The 19,861-nt window shown below is 60.0% G+C and carries 19 protein-coding genes; 9 read left to right on the forward strand and 10 right to left on the reverse strand.

The window, feature by feature from the left end; all coding sequences use genetic code 11:
* Positions 1-13: 13 nt before the first annotated feature.
* From FUU19_RS04510 to FUU19_RS04535, 6 genes are all read right to left on the reverse strand, one after another.
* On the reverse strand, positions 14-1,018 hold the full coding sequence (locus FUU19_RS04510; protein WP_142110654.1) for a fimbrial protein: 1,005 nt from the start codon (positions 1,016-1,018) through the stop codon (positions 14-16).
* A 14-nt stretch (positions 1,019-1,032) separates the two neighbouring features.
* Positions 1,033-1,644 carry a fimbrial protein gene (locus FUU19_RS04515; protein ID WP_197834621.1) on the reverse strand — a complete coding sequence of 204 codons (612 nt, stop codon included), beginning with the start codon at positions 1,642-1,644 and terminating at the stop codon, positions 1,033-1,035.
* An 11-nt stretch (positions 1,645-1,655) separates the two neighbouring features.
* Positions 1,656-2,402 (reverse strand): fimbrial biogenesis chaperone, encoded by a 747-nt coding sequence (locus FUU19_RS04520; RefSeq protein WP_141972058.1) that lies wholly within the window; start codon positions 2,400-2,402, stop codon positions 1,656-1,658.
* 24 nt (positions 2,403-2,426) lie between these two features.
* A complete protein-coding gene (locus FUU19_RS04525) occupies positions 2,427-4,928 on the reverse strand; it encodes a fimbria/pilus outer membrane usher protein (RefSeq protein WP_430726435.1) in 2,502 nt (833 codons plus the stop codon).
* A gap of 71 nt (positions 4,929-4,999) precedes the next feature.
* On the reverse strand, positions 5,000-5,551 hold the full coding sequence (locus tag FUU19_RS04530) for a fimbrial protein (protein ID WP_230489962.1): 552 nt from the start codon (positions 5,549-5,551) through the stop codon (positions 5,000-5,002).
* A 91-nt stretch (positions 5,552-5,642) separates the two neighbouring features.
* Complete coding sequence (locus FUU19_RS04535) at positions 5,643-6,173, reverse strand: fimbrial protein (protein ID WP_141972064.1); 531 nt, start codon at positions 6,171-6,173, stop codon at positions 5,643-5,645.
* A 757-nt stretch (positions 6,174-6,930) separates the two neighbouring features.
* On the opposite strand from FUU19_RS04535, the gene FUU19_RS04540 reads away from it, so the two are divergent.
* The 5 genes from FUU19_RS04540 to fetB all read left to right on the forward strand — a co-directional run bounded on the left by FUU19_RS04540 (position 6,931) and on the right by fetB (position 10,428).
* Positions 6,931-7,344 carry a hypothetical protein gene (locus FUU19_RS04540; protein ID WP_038871468.1) on the forward strand — a complete coding sequence of 138 codons (414 nt, stop codon included), beginning with the start codon at positions 6,931-6,933 and terminating at the stop codon, positions 7,342-7,344.
* A 2-nt stretch (positions 7,345-7,346) separates the two neighbouring features.
* Positions 7,347-8,474 carry an FKBP-type peptidyl-prolyl cis-trans isomerase N-terminal domain-containing protein gene (locus tag FUU19_RS04545; RefSeq protein WP_230489963.1) on the forward strand — a complete coding sequence of 376 codons (1,128 nt, stop codon included), beginning with the start codon at positions 7,347-7,349 and terminating at the stop codon, positions 8,472-8,474.
* A gap of 37 nt (positions 8,475-8,511) precedes the next feature.
* Positions 8,512-8,799, forward strand: coding sequence for a FaeA/PapI family transcriptional regulator (locus FUU19_RS04550; protein WP_141972068.1), 288 nt, complete (start codon positions 8,512-8,514; stop codon positions 8,797-8,799).
* 191 nt (positions 8,800-8,990) lie between these two features.
* Entirely contained in the window at positions 8,991-9,668 is a 678-nt protein-coding gene (fetA, locus tag FUU19_RS04555) for an iron efflux ABC transporter ATP-binding subunit FetA (RefSeq protein ID WP_230489965.1), read from the forward strand.
* Entirely contained in the window at positions 9,655-10,428 is a 774-nt protein-coding gene (gene fetB / locus FUU19_RS04560) for an iron efflux ABC transporter permease subunit FetB (RefSeq protein ID WP_060441406.1), read from the forward strand. Before fetA ends, fetB begins: the two co-directional genes overlap by 14 nt.
* Positions 10,429-10,464: 36 nt before the next feature.
* Here the strand turns inward: fetB and FUU19_RS04565 are convergent, their stop codons facing one another.
* Positions 10,465-11,301: a TIM barrel protein gene (locus FUU19_RS04565; protein WP_141972072.1), complete on the reverse strand. Its 837-nt coding sequence runs from the start codon at positions 11,299-11,301 to the stop codon at positions 10,465-10,467.
* Positions 11,302-11,333: 32 nt separating this feature from the next.
* On the reverse strand, positions 11,334-12,776 hold the full coding sequence (locus FUU19_RS04570; protein WP_049202853.1) for a sugar porter family MFS transporter: 1,443 nt from the start codon (positions 12,774-12,776) through the stop codon (positions 11,334-11,336).
* A 556-nt stretch (positions 12,777-13,332) separates the two neighbouring features.
* On the opposite strand from FUU19_RS04570, the gene FUU19_RS04575 reads away from it, so the two are divergent.
* The 4 genes from FUU19_RS04575 to FUU19_RS04590 all read left to right on the forward strand — a co-directional run bounded on the left by FUU19_RS04575 (position 13,333) and on the right by FUU19_RS04590 (position 16,535).
* Positions 13,333-14,838 (forward strand): CoA-acylating methylmalonate-semialdehyde dehydrogenase, encoded by a 1,506-nt coding sequence (locus FUU19_RS04575; protein ID WP_202670431.1) that lies wholly within the window; start codon positions 13,333-13,335, stop codon positions 14,836-14,838.
* A 77-nt stretch (positions 14,839-14,915) separates the two neighbouring features.
* Positions 14,916-15,737 carry a 5-deoxy-glucuronate isomerase gene (gene iolB / locus FUU19_RS04580; protein ID WP_230489966.1) on the forward strand — a complete coding sequence of 274 codons (822 nt, stop codon included), beginning with the start codon at positions 14,916-14,918 and terminating at the stop codon, positions 15,735-15,737.
* 175 nt (positions 15,738-15,912) lie between these two features.
* Positions 15,913-16,182, forward strand: coding sequence for a hypothetical protein (locus FUU19_RS04585; protein WP_004930864.1), 270 nt, complete (start codon positions 15,913-15,915; stop codon positions 16,180-16,182).
* A 14-nt stretch (positions 16,183-16,196) separates the two neighbouring features.
* Positions 16,197-16,535 (forward strand): type II toxin-antitoxin system RelE/ParE family toxin, encoded by a 339-nt coding sequence (locus tag FUU19_RS04590; protein ID WP_049202849.1) that lies wholly within the window; start codon positions 16,197-16,199, stop codon positions 16,533-16,535.
* Positions 16,536-16,576: 41 nt separating this feature from the next.
* Here FUU19_RS04590 and FUU19_RS04595 read toward each other — a convergent pair whose 3' ends face one another.
* Both FUU19_RS04595 and FUU19_RS04600 read right to left on the reverse strand, forming a co-directional pair.
* Positions 16,577-17,413 carry a MurR/RpiR family transcriptional regulator gene (locus tag FUU19_RS04595; protein ID WP_004930856.1) on the reverse strand — a complete coding sequence of 279 codons (837 nt, stop codon included), beginning with the start codon at positions 17,411-17,413 and terminating at the stop codon, positions 16,577-16,579.
* Positions 17,414-17,616: 203 nt separating this feature from the next.
* The gene (locus FUU19_RS04600) at positions 17,617-19,548 is read right to left on the reverse strand and encodes a bifunctional 5-dehydro-2-deoxygluconokinase/5-dehydro-2-deoxyphosphogluconate aldolase (RefSeq protein ID WP_230489968.1); all 1,932 of its coding nucleotides are present in this window, start codon (positions 19,546-19,548) and stop codon (positions 17,617-17,619) included.
* Positions 19,549-19,861: the final 313 nt, after the last annotated feature.

Raw genomic sequence — 19,861 nt, forward strand, 5'->3', positions numbered from 1 at the left:
GTTCCTCCCTCGGTTACTGGAATGCCGCCACGATGGTGGCCGATGCGTTGAATTCCCCTTCGCCGATCTCTGCGCCGCCGTTGGCGAACGGCGCCGCCACCAGGTTCCAGGAGCCGCCGTTGCCGATGTTCGGCACCGGGTAAAACTCATTCGGGATCACCAGCTGGCCGTTGTGCGTCAGCCGGATGCCGAGATCGTTCTTGTCGGTTTTGAACACCTCGTTGCTGAAGGCGGCCGCCGTGCCCGACACCGCCAGCTTGATGTTCAGCGTGCCGTCCTCGAAGCTGCCGCCCTCGCACTGGAAGCGCACCGGAATGCTTTGCGGATAGTTCGAGCCGTTGAGATCGCTGCCGCCGATCTCGCCGAACTCCACGTTGATCAGCTGGCCTTCGTTCACCACGCATTTATCCGGCACGTAGAGGATCGCGGACTGGATAAACACCTGCGCCATCGGATTGGGGCCGAAACCGCCGTCGGTTGAGCCGAGGCGGCCGTACATCTCGATGATCTGCCGATCGTTAATCTCGACGCCGTTGATGATCTTTTTGCGCACCCGGAAGGTGATCTTGCCTTTGGAACCGCTGCCGTAGTTGTTGACCTGTAAGTACGGCGGCTGGCAGCGGTGTTGGCTCAGCAAATTCGATTCGTTGTAAAAAGGCACGGTGACGTAGGCGTTCTTGTTGCCGGCAATCCACACCTCGGCTTTCAAATCCAAAAAGTCATTCAGTTTTAAATAACCGTTGCCGTAGTCGGAGGGGGGCAACGCCGAATCCGACTTGTAAAAGTGCGGGCTGGTGGGAATAGGGGTATCGCAATACACCTTGCCGGTATAGGTGCCGCCCAGATCATAGGGAAACAGTTTGGTGAACCCCACCTGGTTGGTGATGTTGGTTTCATTCAGATCGATATAGAACTGTTTCGGCCCGCCGTCCGGCGTGACGTAGCCGTTGGCCCAGGCGGCGGGGGCCGCCAGTGCAATCGCCAGCGGCAGGCAGAGTTTGGTCAGTTGAGTTTTCATCGCGTTCTCGAGCCTCACAGGTAAATCACCTGAATGTGCGCCACGGCGGCGAACCCGGCGGCCATCACTGCCCGTTGGGTGGATTCCACGCTGGCGCTGAACCACAGAGTGTTGCTGCCGGGTTGCAGAATGTAGGGGCGGCTGCGCTGATTCAGCTCCAGCACTTGGCCCTGCTGGTCTTGCAGCCGCAGGCCGATGCCCTGTACGCCGCCGTTCAGCTTCAGCAACGACGGGTTGTCGACGTCGCTTTCGCCGAGAAACACCAGCGTGGCGGCCTGCTCACCTTGCAGATAGAGGCGGCCGGCGTCGCCGTTGCGCGGGCCGGCCGGGTTATCCGCCAGCGCGCGCGCGCCCAGCAGGCAGTTGCGGAACGAGAGGCGAAAACGCACCGGCGCGCTGCGATCGCCGGCGTTGCGGAAGTCGCGTGCGCTGATGTCGCCCAGATCGACGGACTGATCCCGGCTGTCCGGCGTCAGGCTGCAGGGGGAGCTGAGCAGGCCGCCGTGAAAGCTGACGGTGCCGGTGGTGCCTTCGATCACGCCCAGCGGCGTTGCCGCCATTGCGCCGCCGCCGCACAGCAGTGCGCCGAGCAGCAGCGGGCGCAGTCGATCGGTGAATTCAGCCATGCTGGACCTCCTTATTTTTTCTCGGGCACGGCGGTGCAAACGCTGCCGTTGCAGGCGAAGCGCAGCTCCGGGTGGCCGCCGTAGTCGTTGATGTAGGTGATGACAAAGCTGTTCATGCCGGTCTCTTGCAGCTTGAGGCTTTCGCTGGATTTCGGCTTCAGCATCAGCGGCTGAAAACCGCCGATCGCGCCGCCGCCCTGTTTTTGCGTCTGCCGCGTCATGCCGGTCAGGGTGATATAAAACGGCGTCGGGTTGTCGACGGTGACGGCGCCGCCGCTTTTACGGAACACCAGCTTTTCCTGCCACACCTGGCCCTTGGGCGCGACGATGGCCTTCGGCCGGTAGAACAGCTTGATCTGCGTTTGCAGCGCCAGCTGCATCACGTTGGTTTTGGTGCTTTTCGGCGGAATTTCGCGCAGGTTGAAGTAGAACACCGACTCGCGATCCTGCGGCAGGCGATCCGCCTCCGGCGTCTTGGTGATGCGCACTACGCTGCGTTCGCTCGGCTCCACGCGCTGCAACGGCGGCAGCACCACCAGCGGCGAGGTGATTTTCTGGTGCTGCTCGTTCTCCAGCCAGGACTGCGCCAGGAATGGCAGCTCTTTGTTTTCGTTGACGATATTCAGGCTGATCGATTTGGCGTCGCTCACATAGACGGCGCGCGTGCGATCCAGCGATATCGCCGCGTCGGCGGTGGGCAGTACGGCGCTCAGGGCCAGGCCGGCGGCGGTCAGTAGCGTTATCGGGTGTTTGTTCATGTCATTATTTCTCAGCGTTACGGATTACAGGGTGGCGCACGGCAGCAGCAGCTGGTCCAGCGGCTTGGCGGCGCCCGGGATCACGATGCGGCAGCGGCGTTGGCCTTCCCAGGCGACGTCCAGTTTTTCCTCCGGCTGCACGCCGGTCAGGTAGACCGAGCCGCCGTCGTTGACCACCGCGACCTCGCGGCCTTTCTCGCTCAGGACCGCGGCGCCGAACGGCGGCTCGCTGCCGTCCGCGAGGCGAATGGTGGCCAGCAGCTTGCTGCCTTTCACCACCTCGAAGTGGCGGTAACCAATGGCGCCTTCGGTCAGCGTGCCTTGCACCACGGCGCGAGTGGCCTCGACGTCGTCCGCCAGCTTGTTGACGTCGATGCGGGTGTCGGTGTTGTAGTAGCTGGTGATGTCGGAAATCACCGCCAGCCCGAAACGGTTGCTGTAGGCGCGGCCGTTGTTGATCGGCACGCCGGCGATGCCGTCGGTGTCGAGCATCATGCGGCTGCCGCCGTTGCTCGAGTTCTGGTGCGCCGCGATACCGTGCCGGGTGGCGGTGAGGCCGCCGCGGAACGAGCCGCCGATCGACGAGTAGCTGTCCTGCTGGTAAGAGGCGCTGGCGTTCAGCGAGCCGAACGAGGCGTTGTGGGTGTAGTACCCGCGCGCCAGCGATTTGCCGGACTGATTGAAGCCGCCGCTGACCTGCCAGGTATTGTCCGGATCGCTGTAGTCGTTGTACGACGCGGTCTGCGTGACATCGCCATTGTTGGTTTGCAGCGCATAACCGACGCGCCGGCGATCGCCGATCGGCACGGTGAAGTTGAGCATCACGCTGTCGTCGGTGCGGCCCTGGTAATAGGTGCGGTAAGCCGACAGCGAGGCGGTGATGTTGCTGATATCGCCGACGCTGAACAGCTTGCTGGCCGACAGCCCGTAACGATCCTGAGTTCGCGCATCCCAATAGGTCTGATGCGAGTAGGTCAGGTAGGCGGTGATCGCCTTGGCGCTGTCTCCCGCCATAAAGGTTTTGCTGGCGGTGATGGTGTACAGCTCTTTCTGGCGGCCGTTGTAATTCTTGTCGTAATCGCCGTAACGCTCCTGCAGGTACTGCGACATGTTCATGAACTTGCGCTGCGAGAAGCGGTAGCCGGCGAAGGTGATTTGGCTGTTCAGCTCGTCGAAGCGTTTGGCGTAGTTGAGCTTGAACGACATGCCGCTGGCGGTCGGCTCGCCGGGCAGACGGGCGATCGACTGGGTGACGTCCAGCGACATGGCGCCGAACACGTTCAGATCGCGGCCGAGGCCGAGCGCCCAGGCGTTATAGTCGCCGCCGAGCAGCGCGCCGCCGTACAGCGACCAGGCGTTGTTCAGCCCCCAGGAGAAGTCGCTGGCGGAAAACAGCGGCCCCTGGGTGCGGTGGTCGTAGGCCGAGGTTTTGCCGAGCGCCACGTTGTAGCGCACGTAGCCCGGTCGGGTCAGATAAGGAATGGTCGCGGTATCCACCTGGAAGGTCGAAACGGTGCCGTCCTGCTCTTCCACCTTGACGTCCAGCTTGCCGCGCACCGAGCTGTTGAGATCCTGAATGGCGAACGGCCCGGCGGGCACCGTGGTTTCGTACAGCGTGCGGCCTTCCTGCGAGACGGTGATCTTGGCGTTGCTCTTGGCGATGCCGCGCACTTCCGGCGCGTAACCCTGCAGGTTGGGCGGCAGCATGCGCTCGTCGCTGGCCAGGTTGAGGCCGGTAAAGCGATAGGCGTCGAATACCCCGGAGTCGAGATAAATTTCGCCCAGCGTCAGCTTGGCGGCCTGCATCGGCAGCGCGCGATAGGCGTAGATCTGGTTCCAGTCGAAACCGGTGCTGCGATCGCCGGCCTGCTGATTGTAATTGGCCTGGTAGTCCGCGCGCAGGCGCCAGGCGCCCAGGTTGGCGCCCAGCGTGCCGTAGCTGCTCAGGTTCTGGGCGGTGTTGTTGTTGTGGTTCTGCTTGCCTAACTGGCCGCTCAGGTTGTAGTCCAGCAGCAGGCCGGGGATGCCGTCGTCCCACTGCTCGGGCGGCGTCCAGTCGGGATCGGAGTATTTCATCCACGCCTGCGGGATGGTGATCGCCAGCACGCCGCCGCCGATGCGATCGGAGACGGTCGCGCCTTTGATGCCGCGAATGTCGGCGCACTGGTTGTCGTGCCACAGGGTGACTTTTTTGGCCGCTTCTTCTTTCAGCGCCATTTTTTCCACCAGGTCAGGCGGCAGGCACACCTGGCTGCCGCTTTTGTTATCCGGCGACGGGAAATACTGAATGCTGCGCTGGGGCAGCGTTTTCTGGTTGATCTTGATGTCCAGCAAATAAGCGCCGGGCATGACGTAGTCGGCATCGGAGAAGCGCGAAAGATCCACTTTGCTGCGCTCGCCGATATCCAAGACGTCGGTATTGAATTCCGTGGCGGAAAATGCCGGACGCACCCAGAGGAAAGATAGAATGACGAGGAGAGGTAGGTGTTTCCGTGTCAGTAATGACGTCATAGCATAATCACTCATGGCAAGTCCGCGCCCAATAGCAGGTCATCCGTACGACCTGAATACGTAATGCTGTGCAGCGCCCGCCGGCGCTAGAGATAAGACAGGGTGAATTTGGCCAGAGAGCTGAAGCCGCCCGCCCGTGCCTTGTCGGGATGCAGGCGCAACTGCGCGCCGAAGCGCAGCGTGTTGTCGCCGGCGACAATCTGGTAATCCGCCGTCGTGCTGCCGAGCGGGATCGGGGTGCCGGCATCGGTCAACAGCTCGATAGCCACCCCTTTCGCCTCGCCGTAAACGCCCAGCAGGGCAGGATCCCGGCTGTCGGCGGTGCCGTCGAACGTGACGTTGGCCGCGCGATAGATGAAGTCAGGCCTTACCTGGCTGGCCAGTTCGCAGTTCACCAGTTTGATCGTGAAATGGCGGCGGCTGCCGATCAGCACCGATTGCCCGTCCTGCGAGGCGTCGCTCATGGAGATCAGACCGAAATCGACGGTTTGATCCAGGCTGTCGCTGGCGATGCCGCACGGCGTTTCGACGATGGTGCCGCCCAGGCTGACTTTGCCGTGGCCCTGATTTTTCGCTGCCGCCGCCGCGCTGCCTACGCTGAGCGCGATGAGCAACAGGCCGCAAAGGCGGATAGTCATGCTGGCGTCTCCCTGTCTTTCCCTGTTCCCTTGCCGGTATCCTCGGCATGCAATAAAGCGGGGGATGCCCTGAGACATCCCCTGTGGGGTATTACAGGTAAGCCAGGGTGAAGTTCGCCACGCTGGTGAAGTCGCCCGGTACCACGGTGCTTGAGGCGCCGCTGCCCTGCAGGTAGGCGGCGAATTTCAGCGAGTTGTCGCCGTCGTTCAGGCCCTGGCCGTCGGTCGCGGTGCCCAGTTCCACTTCTTTGGAGTGCAGGTTGTCGTAGATCACGATGCCGGCGCCGGTTGCCGTGCCGCTCAGGGCCAGCAGTTTGTTGTTGATCGGATCAGGCGTGCCGGTAAAGGTCACCTTGACGTTCTTCATGGTGGAGATGGAGCAATCTTTCAGCTCGATGTTGAAAGGCTGCATGCTGGATTTACCCTGATTAGCCAGGATGCGGCTGCTGATCTGGCCCATTGGCACGGTCTGATCAACGGATTCCGGCGCGACGCTGCATGGCGCATCGATAATTTCGCCGGTAAAGGTGACTTTACCGCTGCCCTGATTAGGTGCTGCATGCGCAACAGATGCGGAAGCGAAAGCAATCACGGTTGCCAGCATTAATTTATTCAGTTTCATTTCTCAGGTTCCTGTAGAGAGTTTTTAAATAAAAAGAACAGCACATCTAAATCCCCCGCGGCGGCGGCAACGCCATGTCGCCGGCCGTGCGGTTGGAGCCAGATCCTTTTGCTCTGGGCAATACGCCAACATCCGTTATTTATGAGAAATAACGACATTTGGAAAATCGACAGTGGATTTTCTGGTAAATAAAATACGAGTTTTATGTGTGGCGTGTTGCTGGGAATATTCTTGCAAATAATAGTATTGCTTGGAAATAGATTTTATTAAATTAAGTCAAATTCAGAATATAAAACCAAAAGGAAAAAGAAATATATTTGCTTTAAAATCAATAGATCGTATACAAATATTATCCAGTATAAATCACTATATAAATAACGATATGCGAGATATTAGATCGGGAGAAATAGGGGGGCACCTACAATTCACAATATTGTTTTGCTAATATCGCCCTTAGGCAGCAGATGATGCATTTCCTTTTAGAAACAAAATATAAAACACAATTCATTGTTTTTATTGTTGTTTTATGATTTTCTGTTCACGAGTGATTGGGTTTCTTATTCGCGTTTAACTCGCGTTTAGATCTAATTAATTAACAATTGAATAACAATTTCGCCGGTAGTGAATTATTCTATCGCACTGCGGTATAGGGATTTTTCGCTGCCTAACCCCTTTTGATTAATCAAATTAAGGCATGTGCTGCTGCCGTTCGCCACATAATGATGACCTAAGTGACAATTAAAGGATTATAAACGGAATGATAACGATGATTAATGCTTGTGGCGGACGCCGCAAGGTGGGATTGGCTATATTTTTGCTGTCTTTTATGGTGCTATCTGGCTGTGCGGACGGTAGCAAGACAAAACTGAATTCTGTGAAAAAACTTTCACAGAACAATCCTAATGATAAATCCGATGAACAACGCATCGCGCTTTGCCAACAACGGGTTAATTCGTTAAAAAATATTAATCCACAAAGTTACCAAAAGCGCATTGCCTATTTTAACGGCCTGCTTTCCAACGCCTCGGGATATGCCGGGGTGCGCGGCAACGTGGATGAGAGTACCCGTAAAGCGATTGATGCTCTTTATCAATATAAAACCGAGAAATTCTGCGCCGACGTCGAGCATGAGCTGATGTCCGATCTGTCCAGCCGGGTTGAGAATCTGTAGCCATGAAGCGATGCGCGCAAGGATGGGCGATAGGTGTATTGCTGTTGGCGGTGAACGGGGCTGCTTGCGCCGCCGACGACGGCATTCCCGCCCTGTTGAAGTTTGCCGAACAACGGCAGGCGCCGCCGGCCGCGCTCAAGGAAGAAGCCGCGCGTAAACCGGCGCCCGCACCGGCTGCCAAACCGGCTGCCATCGCCGGGGCAGACGGCGTTCGTTTAACTTCACTGAAGCAGTCTTTGCAACAGCAGGCGGAGAAAATCCGTCAGTTGGAGCGGCAGTTGGCGGCGGCTCAGGCCGCAGCGGCGCCGAAACGGGAACGGGCCATCGTCGATATTCGGCCGCTGGCCGATGCCCTGAAGGGATTGCGGCAAGCCGTTGCGCCGGTGCCTGAGGTGGGCGCATTGGCCGCTTCGCTCACGCGGGCCGAACAGCGCAGCGCAAGTTTGGCGGTGCAGTTGGCGCAGCAGCAGAAGCGGATCGACACCTTGCTGGCCGAGCGGCAACAGGCACCCGAACCGCCCTTGCTGGCCAGCGAGGCGGACAAACAGGCGTATGCCGCCGGCGTGTCTCTGGGGCGCGACATTGTGCACTTGCAGCAGGAGAACCGGCGCGCGGGGCTGGAGGCAGACCGGCAGCTTTTGCTGGCCGGCATCGCCGATACCCTGGCCGGGCGGTTGCGGCTGGATGAGGCCGCCATCGACAGCGCGCTGCGCACGGCGCAGCAACGTTTGCAGCAGACACCGGCTCCTCCGCTGGACGACAAGGCCTATCTGGCCGATTTCGCCCGCCAGGAAGGGGTAAAGCGGGATGCACTCGGTTTCTACTACCGGGTGGACTATGCCGGCAGCGGCGCGATCGGCGCCGACGATCGGGTGGATATCGTGGTGCGCGAAAGCCTGACCGACGGCCGGGTGGTCAAAGATATGGAGCTGGCGGGAACGGTGATTTCGCAGCCGTTGACGCGCTATCCGCCGCTGTTTCGCGCCGCTATCGAGAAGCTGCAGCGCCACGGTTCGATCACGCTGGTGGTGCCACCGCCGCTGGCGTACGGCAAGCAGGGCAGCCCGCCGGCAATCCCCCCGGACGCCACCATGATTTACACCCTGCGCATTGCTGACGTGCAGTCGTGAGCAGGGTGCTCAGCAGTAACCACTCAGGAGGAATGCTATGGCCAAGGCGCCGAAAACGTTTGAAAGCAGAAAATCGCTGATGCTGAATGTGTTGCAAGGATTGTGCAGGGATCGCGTGGAAGGGTCTGGGGGCCATCATCCCCCGCCGGAGCAGTGGCCGAAGACGCGCGAGCTGGCGGATAAATGCGGCGAAAATATTTATACCACCCGCACCCTGCTGCTGGCGCTGGAAAAGGAGGGCAAGGTTCATTGCACCCATCGCAGCATCAATAACTCTCTCCGCTGGTACAGCGGCGACGAACAGGCAGCGATAAAAAAAGAGTGATTCGACCCTGGCGGTCGCTTTTGACTATTCCTACAGCTAATCATTAATTAATCTTATCATTTTGGCGGGGCGTTTCGCTCCGCCAATCCTCCTTTCCACGCTCTGCCACCCGCGCAGGCATTGCTAAGATGTTTTTTGCGGCCATATACTTATCGCTCAGACGGGAACAGGTGTAGGGAGCCGGCATCGTAATGAAGGAAAAGAAAGACATACTGAGATTGGATGATATTCATTATCAAATAGACGACCAGGTGATCCTGGACTCCGTCTCTTTCACGCTGGGTGAAGGCGAGTTCAAACTGATCACCGGGCCTTCCGGCTGCGGGAAAAGCACGTTGTTGAAAATCATCTCTTCCTTAATGGATCCGACCAGCGGAAACCTCTATTTCGACGGTCAGGCGATCGCCGAGATGTCGCCGGAGGCGTATCGCAAGCAGGTCTCTTACTGCTTCCAGACGCCGTCGCTGTTCGGCAATACGGTTTACGACAATCTGGCGCTGCCCTACCAGATCCGCCAACAGCCGCCGGCCGAGCGAAAAATGAAGGCCGATCTGGCGCGTTTCGGGCTGCCGGAGGCGATGCTGACGAAAAGCATCAATGAGCTGTCCGGCGGGGAGAAGCAGCGCGTGTCCCTGATCCGCAACCTGCAGTTTATGCCCCGGGTGCTGTTGCTCGATGAGATCACCAGCGCGCTGGACGAGGAAAACAAACGCAACGTCAATGAGATAGTGCATCAGCTGGTGGCGGAGCACCAGCTGGCGGTGCTGTGGGTGACGCACGATACCGAAGAGATAGCGCATGCGGATGAGGTGATCACCCTGCGCGCGCACGGCGCCGAGCAACAGGAGCAACAGCATGAATCAGCATAACATCACCAACGAATCCTTGGGCTTGTCGATGATCCTGGTGGTGGTCGCCATCCTGATCAGCCACCGGGAAAAGCTGGCGCTGGAAAAGGACATTATCTGGAGCATCTGCCGCGCGGTGGTGCAGCTGATCATCGTCGGCTACGTGCTGAAGTATATTTTCGACCTGGATAACGCGCTGCTCACCGTGTTGATGGTGCTGTTCATCTGCTTTAACGCGGCCTACAACGCCAAGAAGCGCAGCAAGTACGTCGAACACGCGTTCGTGACGTCGTTTATCGCCATCACCACCGGCGCGGTGCTGACGCTGGCGGTACTGGTCTTGACCGGCTCCATCGAATTTACGCCGATGCAGGTGATCCCCATCTCCGGGATGATCGCCGGTAACGCCATGGTGGCGGTGGGGCTGTGCTACACCAACCTCGGCCAGCGTTTCAAAAGCGAACAGCAGAAGATTCAGGAGATGCTCAGCCTGGGGGCGACGCCCAAGTTCGCTTCGGCGGCGCTGATCCGCGATAGCATCCGCGCTTCGCTGATCCCGACCGTGGACTCGGCGAAAACCGTTGGGCTGGTTAGCCTGCCGGGCATGATGTCCGGGCTGATCTTCGCCGGCATCGACCCGGTGAAAGCGATCAAATACCAGATTATGGTGACCTTCATGCTGCTTTCTACCGCCAGCCTGTCGACCATCATCGCCTGCTATCTGGCCTACCGTAAGTTTTACAACGAGCGCCACCAGCTGGTGGTCGGCAACCTGAAGTAACGCCATGAAAAACGGCCTCCGCGGAGGCCGTTTTTTTTACCCTTGCAGCAGGGCAATGCTGTGGCGGATTTCCCGTTCGATATCCGCCTCGCTCCAGCTGTCCAGCTGCGAAGAGAAGGGCTCGAAGGCATAGACGCCGGTGTAGCCCAGGCGTTCCAGGTTCTGCACCTGGCGGCGGCTCTCCAGCCGATCGCCCGCGCTCAGCATAATGCGCTCTTCGTCGCTCAGCGCGCCTTTATCCCGCCCGTCTTCCACGCCGGACAGATGCACCAGGCCGATCTGCGCCACCTGGATCTGCGCGTCGAAGTCGGCCTGCGTCACATCGCTCAGGTAGTGGTGGAAAGTATCGAGCACGATGCGGTACGGCGCGCCCGAATCGCGGATGAGCGCCTGGGTCAGCAGCGACGATCGCAGCGAACTGATGCCGAAGCCCAGCGGCTCGACGTACCCCTGCACGCCATAGCGCGCAAACAGCGGCGCCAGCAGCCGCAGCGCGGTAAGGGTGTCATCGCGTTTTTGCTGCTCGCTGCGCCTGTCGTCGGCGCTGCAGTGCGGGCACAGCACCAGCGCCCGGCTGTGGATGGCCTGCGCCTGCGCCAGCAACGCTTCGGCGCGTTGCTGCAGCGCAGCGGGGTCGTCTACCCGATTGAACATGCCAAGGGCGTTGATCGTGACGACCTCGATGCCGTATTGCGCAGCGAGCGCGTTGAGCTGCGCGTCGCTCAGATCGTCAGTTACCTTGCCGCTGGGCATGTCGTTGCGCAGCTCAACTTTGCTGAGCCCACAGCGTTTCACCAGGCGGAAAAAACTGTCCAGATCGAGATTCGGCGCGATCTTGCGGTTAATGCAGAAGCGGTCCAGCGCAAGGGTCATGAGTCATTACTCCAGCGGTCAGGGTTGAGAGATCAGGATTTGCCGTTTTCCAGCGGCAGCGGCTTGCCGTCGGGCAGGGGGTGACGGTGGCGTTTGGCCAACACCACCTGCTCCATTTTTTCCAGTGAGACGCCTTTGGTTTCCGGAATGTAGCGGCCGATGAACCAGTAGCTGAACAGACAGCAGGCGGCGAAGATCCACATCGGGAAGGCGCCGTGGAAATGCGAGAACAGGTAAGGGTGGTCGTTGATCATCGGGAACGACTGCGACACCGCGAAGTTGGCGACCCACATGCAGCCGACGGCGATGCTCATTCCCTGCGCGCGCATGCGGTTCGGGAAGATTTCCGACACCAGCACCCAGGCGCCGACGCCCCAGGAGAGCGCATAAAACACCATGAAGAACAGCATACCGAACAGCGCGAAATAGCCGGTGGCCTGCGTGTAGAGCGCGTACGAGGTGAGCAGCAGGCCGGCGATGGCGCCCAGCGTGCCGTAACGCATCAACGGAATGCGGCCCATGCGATCCATCAGCATGGCGCCGATGACCGAACCGACCAGCTGTAGCACGCCGATCCAGATGGTCTGAAACAGCGCTTCCTGCGCGTTTTCGGTCACGGTTTTCAGCACCACCGGCGCGTAATACATCATTACGTTGACGCCAGTCACCTGCTGCAGCATGGCGATCATGCAGCCGACGAACAGGATGAAGCGTACCCGCACATCGCCGTAGTTCAGCTTCCGGTGCTGCTGCTGTTGATCCTGCTGCAGCGAGTCTTTGATTTCTTTCAGCAGATTCTGCGCGTGGGCGGCGTTGGAGACCTTGGTCAACATCGCCAGCGCCTGATCGTCACGGCCCATCATCACGTTCCAGCGCGGCGATTCGGGAATGACGAACACCAGGATGCAGAACAGAATGCAGGGGATCACGCCCGAGGCGAACATCCAGCGCCAGCCCATTTCCACCAGCCAGGCTTCGCTGGCGAGGCTGGCGATTTTGAAGTTGACGTAGAAAATCACGATCTGACCGAAGACGATGGCGAACTGCTGCATGCTGAGCGCGCGCCCGCGCATGTCTTTTGGCGACACTTCCGACATGTACATCGGCGACACGGTGGCGGCAATGCCGACCGCCAGCCCGCCGATGATGCGGTAGATGACGAACCAGGTGAAGGTCGGGGCCAAGGCCGCGCCCACGGCGGACACGGTGAACAGCAGCGCCGCCAGCATCAGCGCCTTTTTACGGCCCCAGCGCGCCGCCAGCGGCCCGGCGGCGAAGGCGCCGACCACGCAGCCGATCACCACGTTGGAGACCGCCCAGCCGGTTTCGGCCGGGCTGAGACTGAAATAGGTTTTCAACGCTTCAATCGCGCCGGAAATCACGGCGGTATCGTAACCGAACAGAATGCCGCCCAGGGCGGCGATGCCGCAAATTCGCAATATGTAGCCGGTATTGTGCTTACGCTGATATGACATGTGTTGCTCCGATTTTTATCCTGGCTTCCGTCCGCACGGTTGGGTTGTCGGGAAGAGGGCGAGCGGAAGGGTGTGAACCGTGCCTGTCATCAAGGCGATGTCGTCGATAAATGCTGGAACAAACAAGAACATTTATTTCATAATTAGTGAATAATGGAATATTGATTTTTAGATCCAGTTCAAAAAAAACCGTCGCGAGCGATTCGGACACCTTGGGCGAGCGGGGGCCGGCGGTAACGGCGACAGAGCAGGCACAGTGCGGGTTTTCTGTAGCAAAGTCAGTGTGTATTACCCCTGTTTTCTCCACCGCCGTTGCGCTTTCCCTGGCACGGTAATGAAAGCGCTAATCCGATCGACACCGCAAAATTGCGACCTCACGCACTAAAAACAAATTTTTCAAAACAATTTATTTGAAACTTTTTTTTCAATGAAATAGAGTTTGCTGCATCCGGTCAGGATTTAGCCGGCTTGCCGACGGGGTTTGGCGAGCGGGACGATTAACGCCGCGCCGCCGGCGTGTGGCCAGGCGACAGCGGACTTGAAAAGAGGGCGTGACATGAAAACCGTGGGTAACTTTATTGGCGGGCAGGTGTGCCTGAGCAGCAGTAATCAAACCGTCGACGTGCACAACCCGGCCAGCGGGCAGGTTGAGCGGCGCGTCACGCAGAGCACCGCCGCCGAAGTCAAACAGGCCATCGACGTGGCGCATCGGGCGTTCGCCGACTGGTCGCGCACCACGCCGCTGCGCCGCGCGCGCATCATGTTCAATTTCAAGGCGTTGCTGGAACAGCACCGCGACGAGCTGGCCGAGCTTATCGTCAGCGAGCACGGCAAAGTGTATTCGGATGCGCTGGGCGAACTGACGCGCGGCATGGAAGTGGTCGAATTCGCCTGCGGCATCCCGCATCTGATCAAGGGCGAATACTCATCTGACGTCGGCAGCGGCGTCGACAGCTTCTCGCTGATGCAGCCGCTGGGCGTGGTGGCGGGCATTACCCCCTTCAACTTCCCGGCGATGGTGCCGATGTGGATGTTCCCTATCGCGCTGGCCTGCGGCAACACCTTTATCCTCAAGCCGCCGGCGCTGGTGCCTTCCGCCTCGGTGCGTCTGGCGGAGCTGCTGAAAGAAGCCGGCCTGCCGGACGGCGTTTTCAACGTGGTGCACTGCGCCAATGAAGACGCAGCGCAGTTGTGCACCGATCCGCGCATTCAGGCGGTGAGCTTCGTCGGCTCCTCTACCGTGGCGGAACATATCTATACCACCGCCAGCGCACACGGCAAGCGGGTGCAGGCCTTCGGCGCGGCGAAGAACCAGGCGATCGTCATGCCGGACGCCGATCTGGACGCCACGGTCAACGCGTTGATGGGGGGGGCGTTCGGCTCCGCCGGTGAGCGCTGCATGGCGCTGCCGATCGCCGTGGTGGTCGGTGACGACACCGCCGATAAACTGATCGCCAAGCTGAAGCCGCTGATCGCGCAGCTGCGCGTCGGGCCGGGCTTACAGCAGGGCGGTGAAGAGAATGAAATGGGGCCGCTGGTGTCGTCCGCCCACCAGAAAAAGGTGCTGGGCTACATCGATCTGGGCGTGGAAGAAGGCGCCACCCTGGTGGCCGACGGCCGCAATTATCAGGTGCCGGGCTATGCTGAGGGTTACTACGTCGGCGGCACGCTGTTCGACCATGTGAAACCGAATATGCGCATCTACCGCGAAGAGATCTTCGGGCCGGTGCTGGGCATCGTGCGGGTGCCGGACTACCGTGCCGCCATCGACACGGTGAACGGCCACGAGTTCGGCAACGGCAGCGCCATCTTTACCGGCAGCGGCCACTACGCGCGCCAGTTCGTGCAAGAAGTGCAGGCCGGGATGGTCGGCGTCAACGTGCCGGTACCGGTGCCGATGGCGTTCCACAGCTTCGGCGGCTGGAAGCGCTCGGTATTCGGTGCGCTGAACGTGCACGGCACCGATGGCGTGCGCTTCTACACGCGTATGAAGACCGCCACCGCGCGCTGGCCGGCCGGGCAGCAGACGGTGTCCGAATTCAGCATGCCGACGCTGGGTTAAGCGATCGCAGAGCATGAGCGGGCCGTTGTTCCTTTGGGGCAGCGGCCTTTGCACGGGGAGTTAACAGGAGAATCGAGATGTCTTCACTGCTTGCCAAATGTCAGACGCCGAACGCCGAAGGGCGCATCCAGCACGTGACGCCGGAAAATGCCGGTTGGCGCTATGTCGGCTTTGACGTTTACCGCCTGGCCGCCGGGCAGTCGCTGCAGCTTGAGTGCGGCGATAAGGAGCTGTGCCTGGTGCTGGTGGCCGGTATCGCCTCCGTCGCCACGCTGCGCGCCGAATACCCGCATTTCGGCAAGCGCATGAGCCCGTTCGAACGTACGCCGCCTTATGCGGTGTATGTGCCGCACCACGATCGCATCGACGTGCGGGCAGAAACCGATCTGGAGCTGGCGGTGTGCAGCGCGCCCGGCAGCGGCCACCTGCCTTCACGGCTGATTACGCCGGCGGATGTCGGCGTGGAGCGGCGCGGCAAGGGGCGTAACCAGCGGTTGGTGCACAACATTCTGCCGGACAGCGAGCCGGCCGACAGCCTGCTGGTGGTGGAGGTTTACACCGACGAGGGCAATACCAGCTCCTACCCAAGCCACAAGCACGATCGGGAAGACTCGCCGGACGAAACCTATCTCGAAGAGACGTATTATCACCGCATTCAGCCGGAGCAGGGGTTCTGCATGCAGCGTGTCTATACCGACGATCGCACGCTCGACGAGTGCATGCCGGTCTACAATCGCGACGTGGTGAAAGTACCGCGCGGTTATCACCCGGTGGCGACCCTGGCGGGTTACGACAACTATTACCTCAACGTGATGGCCGGGCCGGTGCGGCAGTGGAAATTCACCTGGGAAAAAGACCACACCTGGATTAACGGCGACGCCTATCCCGCCGCGCAATAAGCGCCTAGAGGCCCGGCTTGCCGGGCTTTCTTTTTATCAGGGTATAAATTTGACCTAAATTTGCCCTCCATCTTGTTCAAATGATAACCTGTCCGCATACGATCGCTCCCCGGCTGAGTGAATCCAAAGAACCGCTGTGATACAGCGTGATTGCCTATGCGCAGGAGGAAAAACCATGACGACTACCATGTCCCAAAAAGCGGCGCGAGAAGGATTAGGTTCGCCCGATCTGTTTGAAGGCGGGGTTTACGTCACAAAAAATGGTGTTGCTGAGCTGTTTGTGCAAACGGCGGCTGAGAGAGAGGCCGAAATTCGGGAACGCAATCTGGAGCGCCAGTCCAACGCGTTGCTGAAACTGACTATGATGGCGAAGCAAGAGATTAAAAATCAGCGTGGTCTGTCGCCCGAAGAAACGTTGCAGCGGCTGCGCGACGCGCGGAAATAGGCCCGAGGTGCAGGATGCCCAAGGAAATACGTTTTACCGTCGCGCCGGCGGCGGAATGGAGCCTGAAAGACATCGAGTCTTACAAGAGCGGAACGATAGGGGCCGCCGCAGCCGGGGTGTTCGTGGACAATCTGTTGTTATCGTCCCTTGCGGCAATTGCCGACGATCCTGCCCGCTACCGCTTCAACGCCGTGCTGGCGGGCATGGGGGTACGGTTGCACGAGCGATTGGATCCCGATAGCGAATACCGCGTCATCTATGACTACGACGGCCAGACGGTGGAGATTCTGCTTTTCATCAGCATGAAGCAGGATCTGGAAAGTGCGCTCTACCGCTATTTGTTGCTGCAATAATCCCGCCGCGCCCGAGCCTGTCGGGCGCGTTCACCCCAGCCTTACTCGTCCCGGGCGTTATTCAGCGCCAGCGAGACCGCCAGCGTCTGCGCCAGGCACATCGAAGCCACCTGCGAGCGGAACCCGTCCACCTGCGCTTCGCGCACCACGAAACAGACGTCGCTGAAGGCGGCCAGCGGGCTGACCTGGCTGTCGGTGATGGCGATCTGCTGCGCGCCGCGCTTGGCGCCCAGTTCCACCAGTTCCACCGCCTCGCGGGCGTACGGCGAATAGCTGATGGCGATCACCACGTCCTTCGGTTTCACCATGCTCAGCTGTTCGGTGAACATCCCGCCCAGGCCATCGATCAGAAACGCGCGGCGCTCCAGATGGCGCAGTGCATAGGTGAGGTAGGAAGCGACGCTGAACGAGCGGCGCAGGCCGATCACGTAGATGTTTTCAGCGTTGTTGAGCAGCTCGACGGCGCGATCCAGCTGCTCGGGAGCGATCTGCATCGCCAGCTGCTGCAGCGCCTGCGCGTTGACCATGGTAAATACGTTGAGAATTTCCGCCGGTTTCTCCGGCGCGACGTTGTCGTCGGTGGAGGTTTGGCGGAACAGGCGCGCGCGCTCGGTATAGTTCACCGTCTCTTCCATCAGATGCTGACGGAACACCTGCTTCATTTCGTTGAAGCCGCTGAAGCCGAAGGCGTTGGCGAAACGGATCAGGGTGGAAGGCGGCACGCTGGCCTGTGCGGCGATGGAGGCAACGGTATCGAAAGCGATGCTGTTACTGTTATCCAAAATATAGCGCGCCACCTGCTTCAAACGCTTACTCAGCGTTTCATAACGGTGGCGAATCTCGTCCTGTAACAGCGAAAGTTGAGTTGGGTTGTTCATCCATTCGGCTCGCAGTGGGGTGAAGGCGCATTGGCCTGACGCCTGAAATATTGACAGGGTATTTTAACAGACGGAGCGGAAATTTCATTTCCTCAAAAAGCGATTTATTCGATCGCACATTGCGCGACTTCACAGAAAAGGGGCAAAAAAATCCCCTTAAAGCGGCGAAATGGCCTTAAGGGGACGTGAACCTGTTCTCGCTGTCAGTGCGTGCTGCCCGCCTGCGGACGGTACTGGCGCCAGAAACCGATCAACGTCAGGTATTTTTGTTTCACCTGCTCGATCAGGGCCGTGTCGTCGATTTCCCCCTGCAGCCAGCGGCGCGAAGGTTGGCCGAAGATGGTGCGGCCGACGGCGAAACCTTTTACCCAGCGCGCATCTGCGGCGGCGGCAAAGCCCGCCTTCAGCACCGCCTCCGGGGAGTCGAGCCCCAGGATCAGCACGCCGCGGCAGTCGGGATCGTAGGTGTCGATCAGCGTGCCGACCCGCTGCCAGTTTTCCGCGCTCAGCGGCGGCAGTTTCCACCAGTCCGGCTGAATGCCCAACCGGTAGAAGTGCTCAATCATCTCCAGGTAATAGCGCTCGTCCTTGTCGGCGTTGCCGTCCGGCAGGATCACTTCCAGCAGCAGCTCATGGCCGGATTTGCAGCAGCCGCGGTAGACGTCGGCGATCAGCTCATCCTGTTCGCGGCGCAGTTCTGCCGCGTCGTGCGGATGATAAAACACCAGGCACTTCACCACGTGCTCCTGCGGCCAGTCGATCAGTTGCGAACCGATATTGCCGTGCTCCAGGCGCAGCGGGCGCGAGCTGGGCAGCTCCACCGGCCGGCCAATCCACCATCCCTGACCGGTGATCTCGTTCAGTGCCGCCTGCCCGTAGGTGGTGTCGGCCAGAATGCCGCTGTTGCCGTTGAGGCCGGCCTGCGCGGCAGCCTGTTGCGCCGCCGTTAACAGCAGGGTTTTCAGGCGTGGAATGCGCTCTTCGCCGACGCCGGCTTCGTGCGCCATGTCCGCCAACTGCTTGCGGTGATCGAAGGCGAACACGCACAGTTCCGGCCACTGCTGTTTGCGGGTGGTGACCCGATGCAGGTGGTTCAGACGCGCGTCGCGGTCCGGGCGCGTAACCTGCCGTTCGCGCAGCAGATAGTCGTCCAGCTCCCGTTTGGTCGGCATGGCCGGCGCGCAGCCGTGGCGCGACACCACCAATGCGCCGCAGGCGTTGGCGTAGCGGCAGGCCTGATCCCAGCCCTCATCGTTCAGGTAGCCGCGCAGCAGGCCGGACATAAAGGCATCGCCGGCTCCCAGTACATTCAGCACTTCAACCCGCACGCCGGCGTGCAGCTTCACCTGCGCCCAGTCGTCGGCGATTTCGCCTTCGAACACCGAGCAGCCCTGCGCGCCGCGCTTGCACACCAGCGTGGCCGCCGTGGCCCGGCGTACGTTTTTCAGCGCCGTCAGCGTGTCGGTGCTGCCGCCGGCGATATGAAATTCCTCTTCGGTGCCGACGATCAGATCGAAATGGTGCAGCACCTCTTGCAGCTCGCGCGTGACCTGATCCGATTCCACAAAGCGGGTTTCGCCGTCGCCCAGCGACGTCAGCCCCCACAGCACCGGGCGGTAATCGATGTCCAGCGCGGTGCGCAGGCCGTGGCGGCGCGCGTATTCCAGCGCCTTCAGTACCGCGGCGCGGGTGTTCGGGTGCGACAGGTGCGTGCCGGTGATGGCCAGCGCGCGCGCGGAAGCGATGTAGGCCTCGTCGATGTCGTCCGGCGTCAGCGCCATGTCCGCGCAGTTTTCGCGGTAGAAGATCAGCGGGAAGGTTTCCTGATCCTTGATGCCGAGGATCACCAGGCCGGTTAACCGACGTTTGTCGGTGATGAGGCAGCGGGTATCGGCCCCGACGCGCTGCAGCTCTTCGCGCAGAAAGCGGCCCATGTGCTCGTCGCCGACGCGCGCCAACATGCCGGATTTTAACCCCTGAATGGCGGTGCCGTAGGCCACGTTGCCGGAAGAGCCGCCGAGGTACTTGGCGAATGTGCCGGCGTCTTCCAGCCGCGCGCCGATCTGCTGAGCATAGAAATCGACGGCGATGCGCCCGAGACAAATGACATCAAGCTGTTTTTCTTGTGTAGCCATACCCGTTTCCTTCTGTTTAAGCAAAACCCCGGCGGCGGCCCGAGCGTGGCGCCCTGCAGGAAGCATGTGGTCAGTATGGGGAATGAAAATTTCAATTTCAATATAGAATGAAATTTACACCCCGAAAATGTGATGCATTTAAAACATCGGCAGGGGAACGGGAAAAGCCGATGAAGCGGCCATAAGACGGCGACCGGGCGCGCGCAGAAAAAGGGATTAGATCAGGATAAAAGGCTGTCAGCCCGTGTGGTAACGGCTTCAATCGGCCAGTGCGCGGCGCGCAGCCCGTGAAGGCTGAATCACGAGATGAAAC

Source organism: Serratia montpellierensis (assembly GCF_020858655.1).
Classification (GTDB): Bacteria; Pseudomonadota; Gammaproteobacteria; order Enterobacterales; family Enterobacteriaceae; genus Serratia; species Serratia montpellierensis.

Coding starts and splice junctions, on each gene's coding strand:
- FUU19_RS04510 (WP_142110654.1), bottom strand. CDS start 1,018: ATGAAAACTCAACTGACCAAACTCTGCCTGCCGCTGGCGATTGCACTG.
- FUU19_RS04515 (WP_197834621.1), bottom strand. CDS start 1,644: ATGGCTGAATTCACCGATCGACTGCGCCCGCTGCTGCTCGGCGCACTG.
- FUU19_RS04520 (WP_141972058.1), bottom strand. CDS start 2,402: ATGAACAAACACCCGATAACGCTACTGACCGCCGCCGGCCTGGCCCTG.
- FUU19_RS04525 (WP_430726435.1), bottom strand. CDS start 4,928: ATGAGTGATTATGCTATGACGTCATTACTGACACGGAAACACCTACCT.
- FUU19_RS04530 (WP_230489962.1), bottom strand. CDS start 5,551: ATGACTATCCGCCTTTGCGGCCTGTTGCTCATCGCGCTCAGCGTAGGC.
- FUU19_RS04535 (WP_141972064.1), bottom strand. CDS start 6,173: ATGAAACTGAATAAATTAATGCTGGCAACCGTGATTGCTTTCGCTTCC.
- FUU19_RS04540 (WP_038871468.1), top strand. CDS start 6,931: ATGATAACGATGATTAATGCTTGTGGCGGACGCCGCAAGGTGGGATTG.
- FUU19_RS04545 (WP_230489963.1), top strand. CDS start 7,347: ATGAAGCGATGCGCGCAAGGATGGGCGATAGGTGTATTGCTGTTGGCG.
- FUU19_RS04550 (WP_141972068.1), top strand. CDS start 8,512: ATGGCCAAGGCGCCGAAAACGTTTGAAAGCAGAAAATCGCTGATGCTG.
- fetA (WP_230489965.1), top strand. CDS start 8,991: ATGAAGGAAAAGAAAGACATACTGAGATTGGATGATATTCATTATCAA.
- fetB (WP_060441406.1), top strand. CDS start 9,655: ATGAATCAGCATAACATCACCAACGAATCCTTGGGCTTGTCGATGATC.
- FUU19_RS04565 (WP_141972072.1), bottom strand. CDS start 11,301: ATGACCCTTGCGCTGGACCGCTTCTGCATTAACCGCAAGATCGCGCCG.
- FUU19_RS04570 (WP_049202853.1), bottom strand. CDS start 12,776: ATGTCATATCAGCGTAAGCACAATACCGGCTACATATTGCGAATTTGC.
- FUU19_RS04575 (WP_202670431.1), top strand. CDS start 13,333: ATGAAAACCGTGGGTAACTTTATTGGCGGGCAGGTGTGCCTGAGCAGC.
- iolB (WP_230489966.1), top strand. CDS start 14,916: ATGTCTTCACTGCTTGCCAAATGTCAGACGCCGAACGCCGAAGGGCGC.
- FUU19_RS04585 (WP_004930864.1), top strand. CDS start 15,913: ATGACGACTACCATGTCCCAAAAAGCGGCGCGAGAAGGATTAGGTTCG.
- FUU19_RS04590 (WP_049202849.1), top strand. CDS start 16,197: ATGCCCAAGGAAATACGTTTTACCGTCGCGCCGGCGGCGGAATGGAGC.
- FUU19_RS04595 (WP_004930856.1), bottom strand. CDS start 17,413: ATGAACAACCCAACTCAACTTTCGCTGTTACAGGACGAGATTCGCCAC.
- FUU19_RS04600 (WP_230489968.1), bottom strand. CDS start 19,548: ATGGCTACACAAGAAAAACAGCTTGATGTCATTTGTCTCGGGCGCATC.